The following is a 12,460-nucleotide window of genomic DNA, read 5'->3' as shown; positions in this document are numbered from 1 at the left end:
GGCAAGGCACTCATTCCGATTTTTCCGGACGCTTTAAAACTTTCTTTAACAGTTGATTGAAATCTACCGGTTTGGTGTCACCAGTTGAGGAACTGTCGTTGGTTGGTTGTGCTGGAAGTGTATGCAGCGGCGTGATTTGCTGAGCCGTAACACCTAACACCAGCCAGGTATTATCAACTTCTACAATAACGACACGTTCACGCTGCCCGACAGGGCAACTGGATACGACTTTTAGCAGCTTGTTTTGTTTGGCTTGGGGAGCAAAACCGAGTTTGCGAGCTAGCCAGGCAATCAGCAGAATAAATAATAAAATACCAGCTAGCACGCTACCAACCTGTGTCAGTAACATGCTGCCGGTAAGGGGAGGCTCAGTAACAAGTGTTGACTGCTTACTTGCTACTGGAGCCGGAGATGATATCGAGGCTATTGCCATTAACGACTCAGGCGGCGCATACGTTCGGATGGTGTGATGATATCTGTAATACGAACACCGTACTTGTCAGATACAACAACAACTTCTCCCTGGGCAATCAGATAGCCATTGATCAGGATATCCAACGGTTCACCTGCTAAGCCATCAAGTGCAACAACGGAGCCCTGAGTCAGGCGCAGTAACTCTTTTATCGTCATTTTAGTCCGGCCAAGCTCAACGGTGAGTTTGACAGGAATATCCAATATCAGGTCGATATCCTGCAGAGCACCCAGCGGATCATGACCGTCTAGCGACTTAAAAATGCCTTCCGTTGTCGCGGCCGGTTTTTCTGCAGCCTGCTGCTCGTTAAATGCATCAGCCCACAGATCGTCCACTGATTCCTTGTCGTCGGACGGTTTCTTGGTGTCACTCATGGGGCTGTTCCTCGTTATCCAGAGAATTCAATATAGGGTTAATCAAATGTTCAACACGTAGGGCATATTGCCCGTTTAATGTGCCATATTGGCTGGTCAGCACGGGCACGCCGTCAACATGAGCAACGATTTTGTCAGGTTTGTCGATCGGTAAGACATCACCGGGCTGTAGCTTCAGAATCTTGGAGAGTCGCAGCGGAATATCAACAAAGCTTGCAACTAATTCCAGTTCGGAATGCTGTACCTGCTTGGCTAAGGTGTCCCGCCAGCTCTGATCTTCCTGACGTGAGTTTTCCAATGGCGGATTCGCGAGCAGTTCACGCAGCGGCTCGATCATTGAAAAAGGAATACAGATGTTAAATTCACCGGTCAGCGAACCGATCTCAACATGAAACGGTGTCGTCACGACGATATCATTAGGTGACGTCGTGATGTTGGTAAACTTGACCTGCATTTCTGAACGCACATATTCGATGTCAAGTTTGTAAATCGCATTCCAGGCTTCACCATAAGCCTCCAGAGCAAGGCGCAACATACGCTTAACAACACGCTGCTCTGTATGAGTAAATTCACGCCCTTCAACTTTTGTCGGGAAGCGCCCGTCACCGCCGAATAGGTTATCTACGGCGATAAATACCAGGCTTGGTGAAAATACAAATAATGCGGTACCACGTAGTGGTTTTAAGTGAATCAGATTCAGGTTTGTCGGTACGGGAAGGTTCCTAGCAAACTCATGATAAGGCTGGATCTTGATCGCACCTACAGTGATATCAGGACTACGGCGTAACAGGTTAAACAATCCCATACGGAATTGACGCGCAAAGCGCTCATTAATGATTTCTAATGCCTGTAAACGCTCGCGGATCACACGTCGTTGAGTATTCGGATCATAGGGCTTGACGCCCCCATCCACTTTTGACGACGCATTCGCATCAGCGTCGCTATCGCCGCTGTCGCCATTTAATAATGCATCAATTTCTGCTTGTGAAAGAATGCTATCGCCCATAATGGTTACCGCAGTATAAAGGCCGTGAACAGAACATCAGTAACGACCTGGTTAGGTTGACCAGGAACTAATGGCGGGCTTAGCACTTGCTTAATTTGCTCTATCAGCTTCTGTTTACCTTGCTCATTGGCAAGCGCAATCGCGTCCTGACGAGAAAGCAGTAATAACAGTCGGCTGCGAACTTCTGGCAGATAATTAGTAAACCGTGTACGCGTAGCTTCATCTGGTAAACGCAGCGTGAATCCAACATACAACACGCGGTCAGGGTCATTATCTGCATTGACGAGATTAACGGTAAAAGTATCCAGTGGCATGAAAACAGGCTCTGGCGGTGGCGGTGCTTCCTGCTCAGCCGTTGCTGCGTTTTTCTGATTTAATAGCCACCAGGCGGCGCCCGCAGCACCAGTTGCAGCGAGAGCAACGATAATCAGTAGTATTAGCCAAATAGACCGTTTACGTCCTGGTCGAACTTGCATATCAGACATAGCCAAAGATAGTTCCCGTTACTTATCGATATTTACTGCCGGATGGAACCAGCAATAAATAAATGCGTAATGTTGATGATTATCCTGCCTATTGCAATGTTCAATACAGAGAATAGGCAGGGAAAATCGTGCTAACTTATTCGTTTACTTCACTTTCAGGCAAAGATATCAACGCCGTTGACGGATGATGCCATTGATCTTAACTGTTCTGGTACGTCTAATAATTCACTTGTGCTTTCTGATGAATGGCCAAATTGTTGTTGGTAAGACGGGCCACGGTTATTGCCATCGTTGTTATTACCCGCCATTTGCTGCTGCCAGGCAGAGGAATCACTGCCTACGCTGCTCTGACCAAGGTTAATTCCGCTCTCTGCCATCGCATTACGCAGGTGAGGCAGCGCAGCTTCCAGCGCTGAGCGAACTTGGCTGTTTGCTGAAGCCAGATGAATTTGAGCCTGATTATCATCGATTTTTAGACTGATGTGCAGGGCACCCAATTCCTGTGGGTTCAAACGTAACTCTGCGGTCTGCTGACCATTACGGCTGAACATAATGATTTGCTGGCCCAATGCGTCTTGCCATTGTGGTGAACCAAATGGTGCGTTCAGTTGAGCACTCGCTGCCTGAGGGGCTGGCGTGGTCGTTCCCACCGAGGCTGGCTGAATATGCATAGCCTGTGCGACAGGTGGCGTTGTTTGAGACGCGCCGTTGCCTAATGCAGAGACTGATTCAGACACATTGCGATCGCCCGCAAGGGAATTTGGCGTCGTTAGCGCAAACTTTGCAGCCTCATCAGCAGACTCGGTTGTTGTTGATGCGGTTTGCTTGGCTGCATGATGCAGATCGCGTGATATGCCTGCATCTTTATCTGAGGTCACTGAAGCGTCGAGCAATTTTGCCAGTGTGCCTTTAGCACTTTCACCCGTAGTGTTTAGTACTGATGCGGATGCTTCATTCTGGCGTTTAGCGTCAATGAGTCCCGGAATCATTAACCCTGCATTTACGGCATTCGCTGCAATATTATCAGCGGCAGGTTGTGTAGGAAGCGGCGTTGTCTGCAACATGGCAAGCAGTGCCTGCATGGCGATAGTGTCATCTGTCGTGCTGTCACTCTCTTTTTTATCCAGACTCTTAAACTTCGCCAGTCCTACAATTTCTGGATTTTGCTTACCCGCTGTAATCGTTGCTCCCGTGAGAGAACTGAAGGAAGAAAGCAGGGCATTTAAATCGTCACGGCTAAGCGAAGCATTATCTTTCCCTAATGCGCTTAACAGGGCTTCTTCGTCTACTTTATCGAGCGTTTTTTTACCCGACGTATCGGCTACTTGTGATATGCGTTTGCTCAACAGATCAACAAAATCTTTTGGCAGCTCACCCTGTGTCAGTAATGAAGCAGAAGAACTGCTTGTATCACTGGCAGTGGTAGCTATAGGTAACGCGGACAGATTCATGATTCTGCTTTCCTCTGTGAGGCCCGTTGGGCAAATTCATCCATTTGTTTTTGTTCTATTTTATTCTCTTTGGCAAGCTGTCTTGTCAGTTCGCGATCCTGCAATTTTTCAAATGCGTTCAAGCGCTGCTGTTTTTCTTGCCAGGTCTTCATTGCTAAATCTAAACGCGATGTCCATTGCGAGAGCTGTTGTCTGTGTTGCTCAATTGCACTGTCCAACGTTCGGATGAACTGCTGATAATTCTGCCAGCTATTATTCGCCATACCAGAGGACATCGTCGAGTTCAATTTTTGACGATAGTCATCCTGATAGTTTAACAGCATATTGAGCTGCTGCTCGGCCTGTTGATGTGCCTGACGCACTTGCCCCAACTGGCCTGCTGCTTTCTCAACGTCCTTCTGCGCCAGTTCGCGTAGTGTAACCAGCGGTGACTGGGTTTTCATCTGCTCTCCTACTCGTTACGAGGGAAAATAGTGTGCAACGCCTGGCAGGACTCTTCATAGTTACTTTGTTCAAACATACCCTGCTGCAAGAAGGCTTCCAAATGCGGGTAAAGCCGAATTGCTTTGTCAAGCATAGGGTCGCTGCCTGCGGCGTATGCACCAACACTGACTAAATCACGGTTACGTTGGTAACTGGATAGTAACTGTTTAAACTGCCTTACAGAAGCATAATGCCCTTCATCGATCAGCGCTGTCATCGCACGGCTAATTGATGCTTCAATATCAATTGCCGGATAATGACCAGACTCAGCTAATTGACGTGACAACACGATATGTCCGTCAAGGATGGCACGAGCGGAGTCAGCGATAGGATCCTGCTGATCGTCACCTTCTGTTAGAACAGTATAGAAGGCGGTGACTGAACCACCTCCATGAATACCATTACCTGCGCGCTCTACTAGCGCGGGTAATTTAGCAAAGACGGAAGGGGGATAACCCTTGGTTGCCGGCGGTTCGCCAATAGCTAACGCAATTTCACGCTGTGCCATGGCATAGCGCGTGAGCGAATCCATGATGAGCAGAACGTGGTGCCCGCGATCGCGAAAATCTTCAGCAATACGCGTGGCATAGGCGGCACCCTGCATCCTTAATAATGGAGAAACGTCGGCTGGCGCAGCAATAACGACGGAACGCGCTCGTCCTTCGGTACCCAGGATATTCTCGATAAAGTCTTTCACTTCTCGGCCACGTTCACCGATAAGGCCGACAACGATGACGTCAGCTTGAGTATAGCGTGCCATCATCCCCAACAGCACACTTTTACCCACCCCTGAACCTGCAAACAGGCCCATTCGCTGCCCCCGACCTACGGTAAGCAAGGCATTGATAGCTCGAACACCCACGTCCAGAACACTTTCGATTGGCGTTCTCTGTAATGGGTTGAACGGCGGCGTAATCAGTGGTGCGCGATAGCCTGTATCCGGTGCGGGTAAACCATCCAGCGGTTTTGCGCTACCATCCAGCACTCGCCCAAGCAGTTCAGGGCCTAAGGGCAATTGCTTCCCTTGGCTGCTACTGTCCTGGCCGACGCGCGCGTAGACACGCGCTCCAGGAGTAATACCTTCAACTTCTTCCAGCGGCATAAGAAAGAGTTTTTGCCCGTTGAAACCGACAACTTCGCTTTCGATTTCTTCAACCTGCGAGCCATTCTGCCGTTCAATGAGACAGGTGGCGCCCAGTGGCATATGTAACCCTGTCGCTTCCAATACCAAACCTGTCGCCCGGGTTAAGCGGCCATAACGACGCACAGAAGGCGTGTCATCAATGCGCTTCTCAAATGAATCGAGAGAAGAAAGCCAGCGTCCGAGGCGTGAAGTCATTATAGCTCTCCCGGTGCGGCTAAACGGCAAAGCTCATGCCAGCGTGTCGCCAGACTGGCATCCAGATCGCCTTCTTCTGCGCTGACTTTACAACCACCAGGGTGAAGTTGACTATCGGCAAGCAATCTCCAACCATGCAAGCTGAGTGTCGGACCCAAATATTGTTCAACACGTTCCAGATCTGAAGGGTGAACGCGCAGCTGCGTTTTCCCTGAGAACATAGGCTCTTGCTGGATCAATTGCTGTATTTGACCAAGCAGCGCATTACCATCGCATACCGGAGGTTGCCCCAGAATCTGCTTGGCTGCGGTCAAAGCTAACTGCATCAGGCGAGCGGGGATCACACTGTCGAGAGTATCCAGCGTCTGTTGGAATTCGGTGACCATTTGCTGCATTTGTTCAATAATCGGTTGCTGCTGCTGCAAGGCGTTCTGCAAACCCTGCTGTTGCCCCTTGGCTAAACCTTCCTGATAACCGGCGTCATAACCTTGTTGATGACCTTGCGCAAAACCCGTTTCTCGCGCCTGTTGCATTGTGATTTCACGCAGAGATGCGAGTTCGTCCTCTGCAGCAGAAAGGGCGTTTTCTTCAGAGAATCGCTCCATGTCCGGCAATTCAGGTTCATCATTGACCTGATAGGCTGGAACCGGCTTTGCAACGGTGGGGGCAGCCAGGTCGTTGAGTTTCCAGGGCTGCCAGGCCAGGTTTTTGGGGGCGTTAGACATAAGCATCCTCGCCGCCACCGATAATCATCTCGCCGCTGTCTGCCAGTCGGCGGACGATAAGCAGAATAGCTTTCTGTTCGTTTTCGACCTGCGACATACGTACTGGACCACGAGTTGCAAGGTCGTCGCGAAGAATTTCCGCAGCACGCTGAGACATATTGCGCAGGAATTTCTCGCGTAAAGGCTCTTCGGCACCTTTCAATGCCAACAGCAGAGACTCGGACTCGACTTCTTGCAGAAGGCGCTGGATGCTGCGGTCGTCCACGTCCACCAGGTTTTCGAACAAGAACATTTCGTCGATGATTTTCTGTGCCAGTTCGCCATCGAATTCGCGTACTGCATCGATAACTGCTTCTTCCTGCTGGGTTTTCATCAGGTTGATAATTTCAGCCGCAGTACGAACACCACCCATTTTGCTGCGTTTGAGATTCTGACCATCCAGCAAGCCATTCAGAACGTCTGTCAATTCTGCCAGTGCGGAAGGCTGAACGCCGCCGAAGGTCGCGATACGTAGCATAACGTCATGACGAAGACGTTCGTCAAACAGGGCTAAGATATCGGCAGCCTGAGCACGCTTCAGGTGCACCAGGATTGTTGCGATAATCTGCGGATGCTCGTCGCGAATAAGGTCTGCGGCAATCTGCGGCTCCATGAAGTTGAGTGTTTCCATTCCACTCGTAGAGTCGCGGCTTTCCAGAATATCTTCCAACAGGCTAGACGCTCGCTCTTCACCAAGGGCTTTAACAAGCACTGAACGAAGGTAGTCACCCGCATTCACACTGAGTGCGGCATATTGCTCTGAATCAGCCTCAAATTCTCTCAGGATTTCGAGCAACTGCTGTTGTGAGACCTGTCGCATGTTAGCCATTGCAGAACTAAGGTGCTGTACTTCTTTAGTCGAAAGATGAGTAAACACTTCTGCCGCGCGGTCTTCACCTATGGTCATCAATAAGATGGCGCTTTTTTCTGTTCCTGTCAGGTTCATAGTTCAGTACTCATCCATTGACGAATTACCAGAGCGACAACGCGTGGATCGTTCTCTGCCATTTCACGTATGCGATTACTCTGCATTTCTGCATTGACGCGTTGCTGTGATTTCCGCTGCTGTTCAACTTCTGAGCTACTCAAGTTGACCATAACATCGCTGTCTGCACCTTGAGACAGGGCAGCCGCTGCCAGCGCCGCTTCTTGCTGTTGTGCTTTTCTCTGCAATTGTGGACGAACCAGTTTACGCCACAGAATCCAGGCAACGATCAGAACCAGCAGCCAGCGGCCAGCTTCCATCAGGAGATCGAAGAATGCCTGTTTTTGCCAGAATGGAAGTTCGCCAGAACCGTCGGTGCTGTCCATAAATGGCGTATTAACGACATTTAATGTATCGCCACGTTCAGCAGAGAAGCCCATGGCTTCGCGAGCTACCGTTTCAATCTGTTTGATCTGTTCTTCCGTCAGTGCAACTGGTTTGCCATCCTCACCAGGAGGCTGGTAGTTAACAATAACGGCCGCAGACAAGCGCTTTACACCACCCGAGCTGTGTTTGGTATGTAAAATCGTCTTATCGACTTCATAGTTGGTTGTTGCATCATTGCGAACATTTGATGTTTGAATAACGGTATTCGCATTTGCCGCATTAGCTTGCGCACCTGCGGCATTGTTTTGGTTCTGCTGGCCAGCCTGATTGTTCGCATTGGCATTAGCGTTATTTGGAGGCGTTGCGATAGGGGCCGTAGGAGCCGGTGCGGGCTGATTGGTTAATGCACCAGGAACGCCACCGACATTCGGGCCTCCTCTTTGCTCACTCTGGCTGGTTTGCTGAGAGCGAACGGCCGCTTTATCTGGCGGCTGGTTAGGCTGATACTGTTCGTCAGTTTGTTCACGAGCAGAGAAATCGATTTGCGCGGTGACCTGAGCATGTACGTTACCCATGCCAACCATCGGCGCGATAATAGACTCTATGCGGCGTTGGTACATCGCCTCGACTTCGTTGCTGAACTTCAGTTGCGCAGCATTCAGATCGCGGCTGCTGCTCCCAGCCTGCGTTAACAGGCGCCCGGTCTGATCGACGACCGTAACATTATCTGGTGGCAGGCCAGCAACACTGCTGGAAACCATATAAACGATGGAATTGATTTGCCCTTCATCTAATGCACGACCTGGCTGTAACGTCAGCGTGACAGAAGAAGAGGGCGCTTTTTGCTCACGAACGAACAGTGAAGGCTTCGGTATGGCAAGATGAACTCGCGCATTCTGAACGGGGCCAAGCGTTTCTATCGTTCTGGACAGTTCACCTTCCAGCGCACGCTGGTAATTAATCTGTTCGCTGAATTGGCTGATGCCAAACTTTTCCTGGTCGAGCAATTCAAAGCCAACTGCGCCGCCTTTTGGCAGCCCCAATTGAGCAAGTCGGAGTCGGGTCTCATAGACATTTGCGGCGGGAATCATGATCGCTCCGCCATTTTCCGCAAAGCGATAAGGAATATTCAGCTTCGTTAATTCGCTGACAATCGCACCACCGTCACGGTCATTTATATTGCTATAAAGCACTCGATAGTCTGGACCTTTGGCCCATAGCGTCAACGCAACGACGATCGCAATGGTCGCAGCGGCTGCGATTAATAGCGGAATTTTCGGATTGGCGCGTAACCGGTTGAGTATTTCGCCAAAGCTATTTTTACCGGTAGCGGAGCCGGTTAATGAGGCGTTCATACTCTATCTCTGCTTGGTTGTTGAACGATATACTTAACGTTGTGACGTGACAAAACAGAACTCCCTGATTGCGCAATCAATAAAACATTTCGCCTACATTTATCGGCATGTCATTATTTTCCGTAAAAGAAAAATCGATGGGTCGATAAGGTGGCATTTTTCGCGCTAATTGTGCGATTTATCTGAAAAGCTGTGTGATAGGGTAATGCTGTCATAGAAAATGCATAAGCAGTCTACTCTGTATGATGTAGTGAGGTGTTATGTCAGTTCAAGGTATAGATGGTGTTTTACAGCAAATGCAGGTCAAAGCTCTGCAGGCTGCTGACACACCAATAGCCAGACCATCGGTAGAACCTGGTTTTGCCAGTGAGCTGAAAGCCGCGATCGATAAGATCAGCGACACGCAGCAGACGGCTCGTACGCAGGCTGAAAAATTTACCTTGGGTGTGCCAGGCGTAGCATTGAATGATGTGATGGTGGATTTGCAGAAATCATCCATTTCAATGCAGATGGGCATTCAGGTGCGTAATAAACTGGTATCTGCGTATCAGGAAGTGATGAATATGTCTGTTTGATGTCGTCTAATGACATCAACCTGCAACTAGCAAAGTCATTGTGCGTAATCTCACTGTTAATGCAATGAAATTACGCACAATCTTTATTTGTGCTGGCCTTCTACCTGTGTCTATTCCCTGTCTTCACGTCCTCTAATCTCTAAATTCTTAACGCGTACTGATTTCGCTATGCTGATAGTCTGAGCATACAGAGTAAAAGCACCGTTTATGGGTAAAAAAACGCGCCCGTATCAGATGAAGATAGGAGCGCGAGTGTCGTATATAACGAGTACGAAATTATGAGCTTGGCTCACCGGGAGCGGGTTCACCTGGCAGCAGTCGCTGCCCTGCAAATTCGCTATAAGTCGTATTAATTGACTTTTGCTTCAGTGATTGCCCCATTAACGAACTTAACTCGTCCATCCGCTTCTGCAGAAGTTGTTTTACTTTCGCTTCATTATCCATCACTTCCTGCAAAATCTGTCGCAGATGCAAACGCATCACGCTGTCAATTTCGTCAGGAATTGGCGTGTTAACTAAGCCTTCAACGGACTGAACATAAACAATCTCTTGCTCAACCAACGTATCCCACTGGCCGCTGACTGCCAAATGAAGAATTTTTTGACTCAGAGACAAAAGCTGTTGGTAATCTTTTAGAAGCCGATGGGGGGAGGCCATTAACGTACTTCCTGCTCTGGTTTGTAATTAGGACCGATTTGTCGCCAGGCATCAGCGATGTTTTCCAGCAACGCTTCGACGTCTTCTATTGCTTTTGCATCGTTATGTAAATTGGCAATCAACAAACGCTGAGACATGTAATCGTACAGGGCGGACAAGTTCTCAACGAGTTCCCCCCCTCTTTCCATGTCCAATCCGGCTTTTAGTCCGTTATTGATAATGTTGATCGCTTTAGATAACGCCATGCCTTTGCCCGGGATATCGCCTTGCTCCATGAGGATGCGTGCGCGCACCATTGCACTGCGCGCACCATCAAACAACATGACGATAAGCTGGTGAGGGCTTGCGCTCATCACACTGCTTTCAAGACCTACCTGAGCGTAGGCCTGACTGCCTTTCATATTGTACATCTCGTTACCTATTATCTACTTAATCGGCAAACTTTAGAGCTTGGAGAACATACTGGTTAAGCTTGCACTGGTTGAAGCCATGTTAGACATTGCTTTATCGAGATCTGTAAACTGTTTCTGGTAGCGAGCAATTGTTTCTTCAATACCATCTTTGATTCGCTGAGATTGGGTATCCAGACTTTTGATTGTTTTATTAATACTATCTTCTTTCGATTTGATAGTACCATCGACGGTATCAAGGAGTCCTTTCAGATAAGTACGGGTTTCTGTTGCAAAACCCGTTTTGTCATTATCACCCACGAAAAAGGCTTGAACTTTACCTGGCTCTTCTTTAAGTGCTTTTTCCAAAGCCGTGTTGTCTATTTCAAGTTTACCGGTCTTAAAGTTTTGTTTGATACCCAAATCGGCGAGAATATTAAACTCACCATCACCGCTTTGTACTGTGGTGAGCTGTCCTTTAAGGGCATTTTGTATGCTACGAACCGTTGAGTCACCGATTAACGCACCATTTGTGCTGGATTGACTTTCCCCGACTTCAACTGCGGTGTATTTAGTTTGTGCAGCAATAGTATCTTGCAGGCCGTTATAGGCATCAACCCATGCTTTTATCGCATCTTTCATCCCCGTGATGTCTTGATCAATGGTCAGGGTTTCGGGTTTGCTTGCTTCAGTTTTAGCCTGCAGCGTTAAGCTGACGCCCTCAAAGGCATCATCAATCGTATTGCTTTGGCGTTCAATGGTTATACCATTTGCAATGATCACGGCATTCTGCGCGGCAACTTTTTCGGTTGTTGCACCCAGAACATTACCGCCGTCAGTGATTGTGATTTCGCCTTTTTCGCCGCTGTTTCTGGCTGTTAGCATCAGGTAATATTCATTATCTTTGGCTTTGACTACACTCGCGCTTACGCCGCCGTTTGCTTTATTAATCGCATCCCGGACGTCGTTTAACGAGGTTTCGCCACCTTTAATGTCAACCGTCAATGACTTACCATCGGCCTGAGCTATAGTGAGACTGCTATCTGCTGAACTTAGTGCTGTCGTTGCACTTGTTTTAACTCCAGAAGTAATGGAGTGAGCTTGAGCTAATTGCTGTACCTCAATACTATAACTGCCAGCGACAGCTTTGCTGCTTGTTGTTGCAGTAAATGCCTTATTGGTGCTGGATACTTTTGTATTGGTTATTGCATCAATCGATCCAGTGACAATGCCGAATGACTGTGATTTGGCTAAGGCATTGGTAGCGGTATTGAGCTTATCGAGTGAACTTTTAAGCGCACTGACACCAGTAAGTTGAGCTTTATAACTGGCTTGTTGCGTTGTTATGGGGGTCAAACGCTGGTTCTCAGCTGTTCTCAATTGCGTTAACAAACCGCTCAAATCTAAACCTGAACCCACACCCAATGAAGATATGCTTGCCATGATCGAATCCTTTATCTATCCAGAGCCAATGGTCTATGTATCGGTTATCGGCAGTACGTATAATAAGTTTAGCATTTTGAGCGAGAGTTATTTCTATCCAATCTTATGGAGCCTGTCTTAAGCGTCGCTGGACAGAGATTTAGTTGTGCTGTCAGGCTCAAAAAAAGATATGTGTGGTAAAAAATTAAAGCTTTTGAAAAGTGTTCCGATAAATAGACACAACGGGGATGACCCCGTGGGTCTAACCCGAAACTTACATCTTATTGATTAAGGAACGCTATCATGGCATCGATTAATACTAACATCATGTCTCTGGTCACCCAGAACAACCTGAACAAATCACAATCTTCTCTGG

The 12,460-nt window shown here is 48.3% G+C and carries 14 protein-coding genes; 1 reads left to right on the top strand and 13 read right to left on the bottom strand.

All coding sequences use genetic code 11. The annotated features are described in order from the left end of the window. Window positions 1-10: 10 nt before the first annotated feature. The 10 genes from fliO to fliF form a co-directional block, all read right to left on the bottom strand. Complete coding sequence (gene fliO, locus NXT09_RS19735) at window positions 11-433, bottom strand: flagellar biosynthetic protein FliO (RefSeq protein ID WP_268580942.1); 423 nt, start codon at window positions 431-433, stop codon at window positions 11-13. After that, the gene (gene fliN / locus NXT09_RS19730; protein ID WP_010279616.1) at window positions 433-846 is read right to left on the bottom strand and encodes a flagellar motor switch protein FliN; all 414 of its coding nucleotides are present in this window, start codon (window positions 844-846) and stop codon (window positions 433-435) included. The genes fliO and fliN overlap by 1 nt, the downstream gene beginning before the upstream one ends. Next, window positions 839-1,852, bottom strand: a complete 1,014-nt coding sequence (gene fliM, locus NXT09_RS19725) for a flagellar motor switch protein FliM (RefSeq protein WP_014915899.1) — start codon at window positions 1,850-1,852, stop codon at window positions 839-841. The genes fliN and fliM overlap by 8 nt, the downstream gene beginning before the upstream one ends. Window positions 1,853-1,857: 5 nt before the next feature. Beyond that, window positions 1,858-2,337 carry a flagellar basal body-associated protein FliL gene (fliL, locus tag NXT09_RS19720; protein WP_010279620.1) on the bottom strand — a complete coding sequence of 160 codons (480 nt, stop codon included), beginning with the start codon at window positions 2,335-2,337 and terminating at the stop codon, window positions 1,858-1,860. A 155-nt stretch (window positions 2,338-2,492) separates the two neighbouring features. Further along, window positions 2,493-3,788, bottom strand: a complete 1,296-nt coding sequence (locus NXT09_RS19715; protein ID WP_205554934.1) for a flagellar hook-length control protein FliK — start codon at window positions 3,786-3,788, stop codon at window positions 2,493-2,495. Beyond that, complete coding sequence (gene fliJ / locus NXT09_RS19710) at window positions 3,785-4,231, bottom strand: flagellar export protein FliJ (protein WP_010279625.1); 447 nt, start codon at window positions 4,229-4,231, stop codon at window positions 3,785-3,787. Before fliJ ends, NXT09_RS19715 begins: the two co-directional genes overlap by 4 nt. Window positions 4,232-4,239: 8 nt before the next feature. Further along, window positions 4,240-5,610 (bottom strand): flagellar protein export ATPase FliI, encoded by a 1,371-nt coding sequence (gene fliI, locus NXT09_RS19705; protein WP_010279628.1) that lies wholly within the window; start codon window positions 5,608-5,610, stop codon window positions 4,240-4,242. After that, the gene (gene fliH, locus NXT09_RS19700) at window positions 5,610-6,335 is read right to left on the bottom strand and encodes a flagellar assembly protein FliH (RefSeq protein ID WP_205554936.1); all 726 of its coding nucleotides are present in this window, start codon (window positions 6,333-6,335) and stop codon (window positions 5,610-5,612) included. The genes fliI and fliH overlap by 1 nt, the downstream gene beginning before the upstream one ends. Continuing rightward, the gene (gene fliG / locus NXT09_RS19695) at window positions 6,328-7,320 is read right to left on the bottom strand and encodes a flagellar motor switch protein FliG (RefSeq protein WP_014915894.1); all 993 of its coding nucleotides are present in this window, start codon (window positions 7,318-7,320) and stop codon (window positions 6,328-6,330) included. The genes fliH and fliG overlap by 8 nt, the downstream gene beginning before the upstream one ends. Further along, window positions 7,317-9,041, bottom strand: a complete 1,725-nt coding sequence (fliF, locus tag NXT09_RS19690) for a flagellar basal-body MS-ring/collar protein FliF (protein WP_268580941.1) — start codon at window positions 9,039-9,041, stop codon at window positions 7,317-7,319. Before fliF ends, fliG begins: the two co-directional genes overlap by 4 nt. 260 nt (window positions 9,042-9,301) lie before the next feature. Between fliF and fliE the strand changes: the two genes are divergently transcribed. Beyond that, window positions 9,302-9,616: a flagellar hook-basal body complex protein FliE gene (gene fliE / locus NXT09_RS19685; RefSeq protein WP_010279635.1), complete on the top strand. Its 315-nt coding sequence runs from the start codon at window positions 9,302-9,304 to the stop codon at window positions 9,614-9,616. Between the two features lie 276 nt (window positions 9,617-9,892). Here the strand turns inward: fliE and fliT are convergent, their stop codons facing one another. The 3 genes from fliT to fliD are packed head-to-tail and all read right to left on the bottom strand — an operon-like array spanning window position 9,893 to window position 12,105. Next, window positions 9,893-10,273 (bottom strand): flagella biosynthesis regulatory protein FliT, encoded by a 381-nt coding sequence (gene fliT, locus NXT09_RS19680; protein ID WP_010279637.1) that lies wholly within the window; start codon window positions 10,271-10,273, stop codon window positions 9,893-9,895. Beyond that, window positions 10,273-10,683 (bottom strand): flagellar export chaperone FliS, encoded by a 411-nt coding sequence (fliS, locus tag NXT09_RS19675; protein ID WP_039285815.1) that lies wholly within the window; start codon window positions 10,681-10,683, stop codon window positions 10,273-10,275. Before fliS ends, fliT begins: the two co-directional genes overlap by 1 nt. A gap of 33 nt (window positions 10,684-10,716) precedes the next feature. Next, entirely contained in the window at window positions 10,717-12,105 is a 1,389-nt protein-coding gene (fliD, locus tag NXT09_RS19670) for a flagellar filament capping protein FliD (RefSeq protein ID WP_268580940.1), read from the bottom strand. Window positions 12,106-12,460: the final 355 nt, after the last annotated feature.

This window comes from Pectobacterium jejuense (assembly GCF_026800125.1).
Classification (GTDB): Bacteria; Pseudomonadota; Gammaproteobacteria; order Enterobacterales; family Enterobacteriaceae; genus Pectobacterium; species Pectobacterium jejuense.
The sequence above is the reverse complement of the archived record's forward strand: the minus strand, read 5'-3'. Positions and strand labels throughout refer to the sequence as shown.

Bases quoted from the DNA above. Each gene is read 5' to 3' on its own strand.
- fliO (WP_268580942.1), bottom strand. From the start codon at position 433: ATGGCAATAGCCTCGATATCATCTCCGGCTCCAGTAGCAAGTAAGCAG.
- fliN (WP_010279616.1), bottom strand. From the start codon at position 846: ATGAGTGACACCAAGAAACCGTCCGACGACAAGGAATCAGTGGACGAT.
- fliM (WP_014915899.1), bottom strand. From the start codon at position 1,852: ATGGGCGATAGCATTCTTTCACAAGCAGAAATTGATGCATTATTAAAT.
- fliL (WP_010279620.1), bottom strand. From the start codon at position 2,337: ATGTCTGATATGCAAGTTCGACCAGGACGTAAACGGTCTATTTGGCTA.
- NXT09_RS19715 (WP_205554934.1), bottom strand. From the start codon at position 3,788: ATGAATCTGTCCGCGTTACCTATAGCTACCACTGCCAGTGATACAAGC.
- fliJ (WP_010279625.1), bottom strand. From the start codon at position 4,231: ATGAAAACCCAGTCACCGCTGGTTACACTACGCGAACTGGCGCAGAAG.
- fliI (WP_010279628.1), bottom strand. From the start codon at position 5,610: ATGACTTCACGCCTCGGACGCTGGCTTTCTTCTCTCGATTCATTTGAG.
- fliH (WP_205554936.1), bottom strand. From the start codon at position 6,335: ATGTCTAACGCCCCCAAAAACCTGGCCTGGCAGCCCTGGAAACTCAAC.
- fliG (WP_014915894.1), bottom strand. From the start codon at position 7,320: ATGAACCTGACAGGAACAGAAAAAAGCGCCATCTTATTGATGACCATA.
- fliF (WP_268580941.1), bottom strand. From the start codon at position 9,041: ATGAACGCCTCATTAACCGGCTCCGCTACCGGTAAAAATAGCTTTGGC.
- fliE (WP_010279635.1), top strand. From the start codon at position 9,302: ATGTCAGTTCAAGGTATAGATGGTGTTTTACAGCAAATGCAGGTCAAA.
- fliT (WP_010279637.1), bottom strand. From the start codon at position 10,273: ATGGCCTCCCCCCATCGGCTTCTAAAAGATTACCAACAGCTTTTGTCT.
- fliS (WP_039285815.1), bottom strand. From the start codon at position 10,683: ATGTACAATATGAAAGGCAGTCAGGCCTACGCTCAGGTAGGTCTTGAA.
- fliD (WP_268580940.1), bottom strand. From the start codon at position 12,105: ATGGCAAGCATATCTTCATTGGGTGTGGGTTCAGGTTTAGATTTGAGC.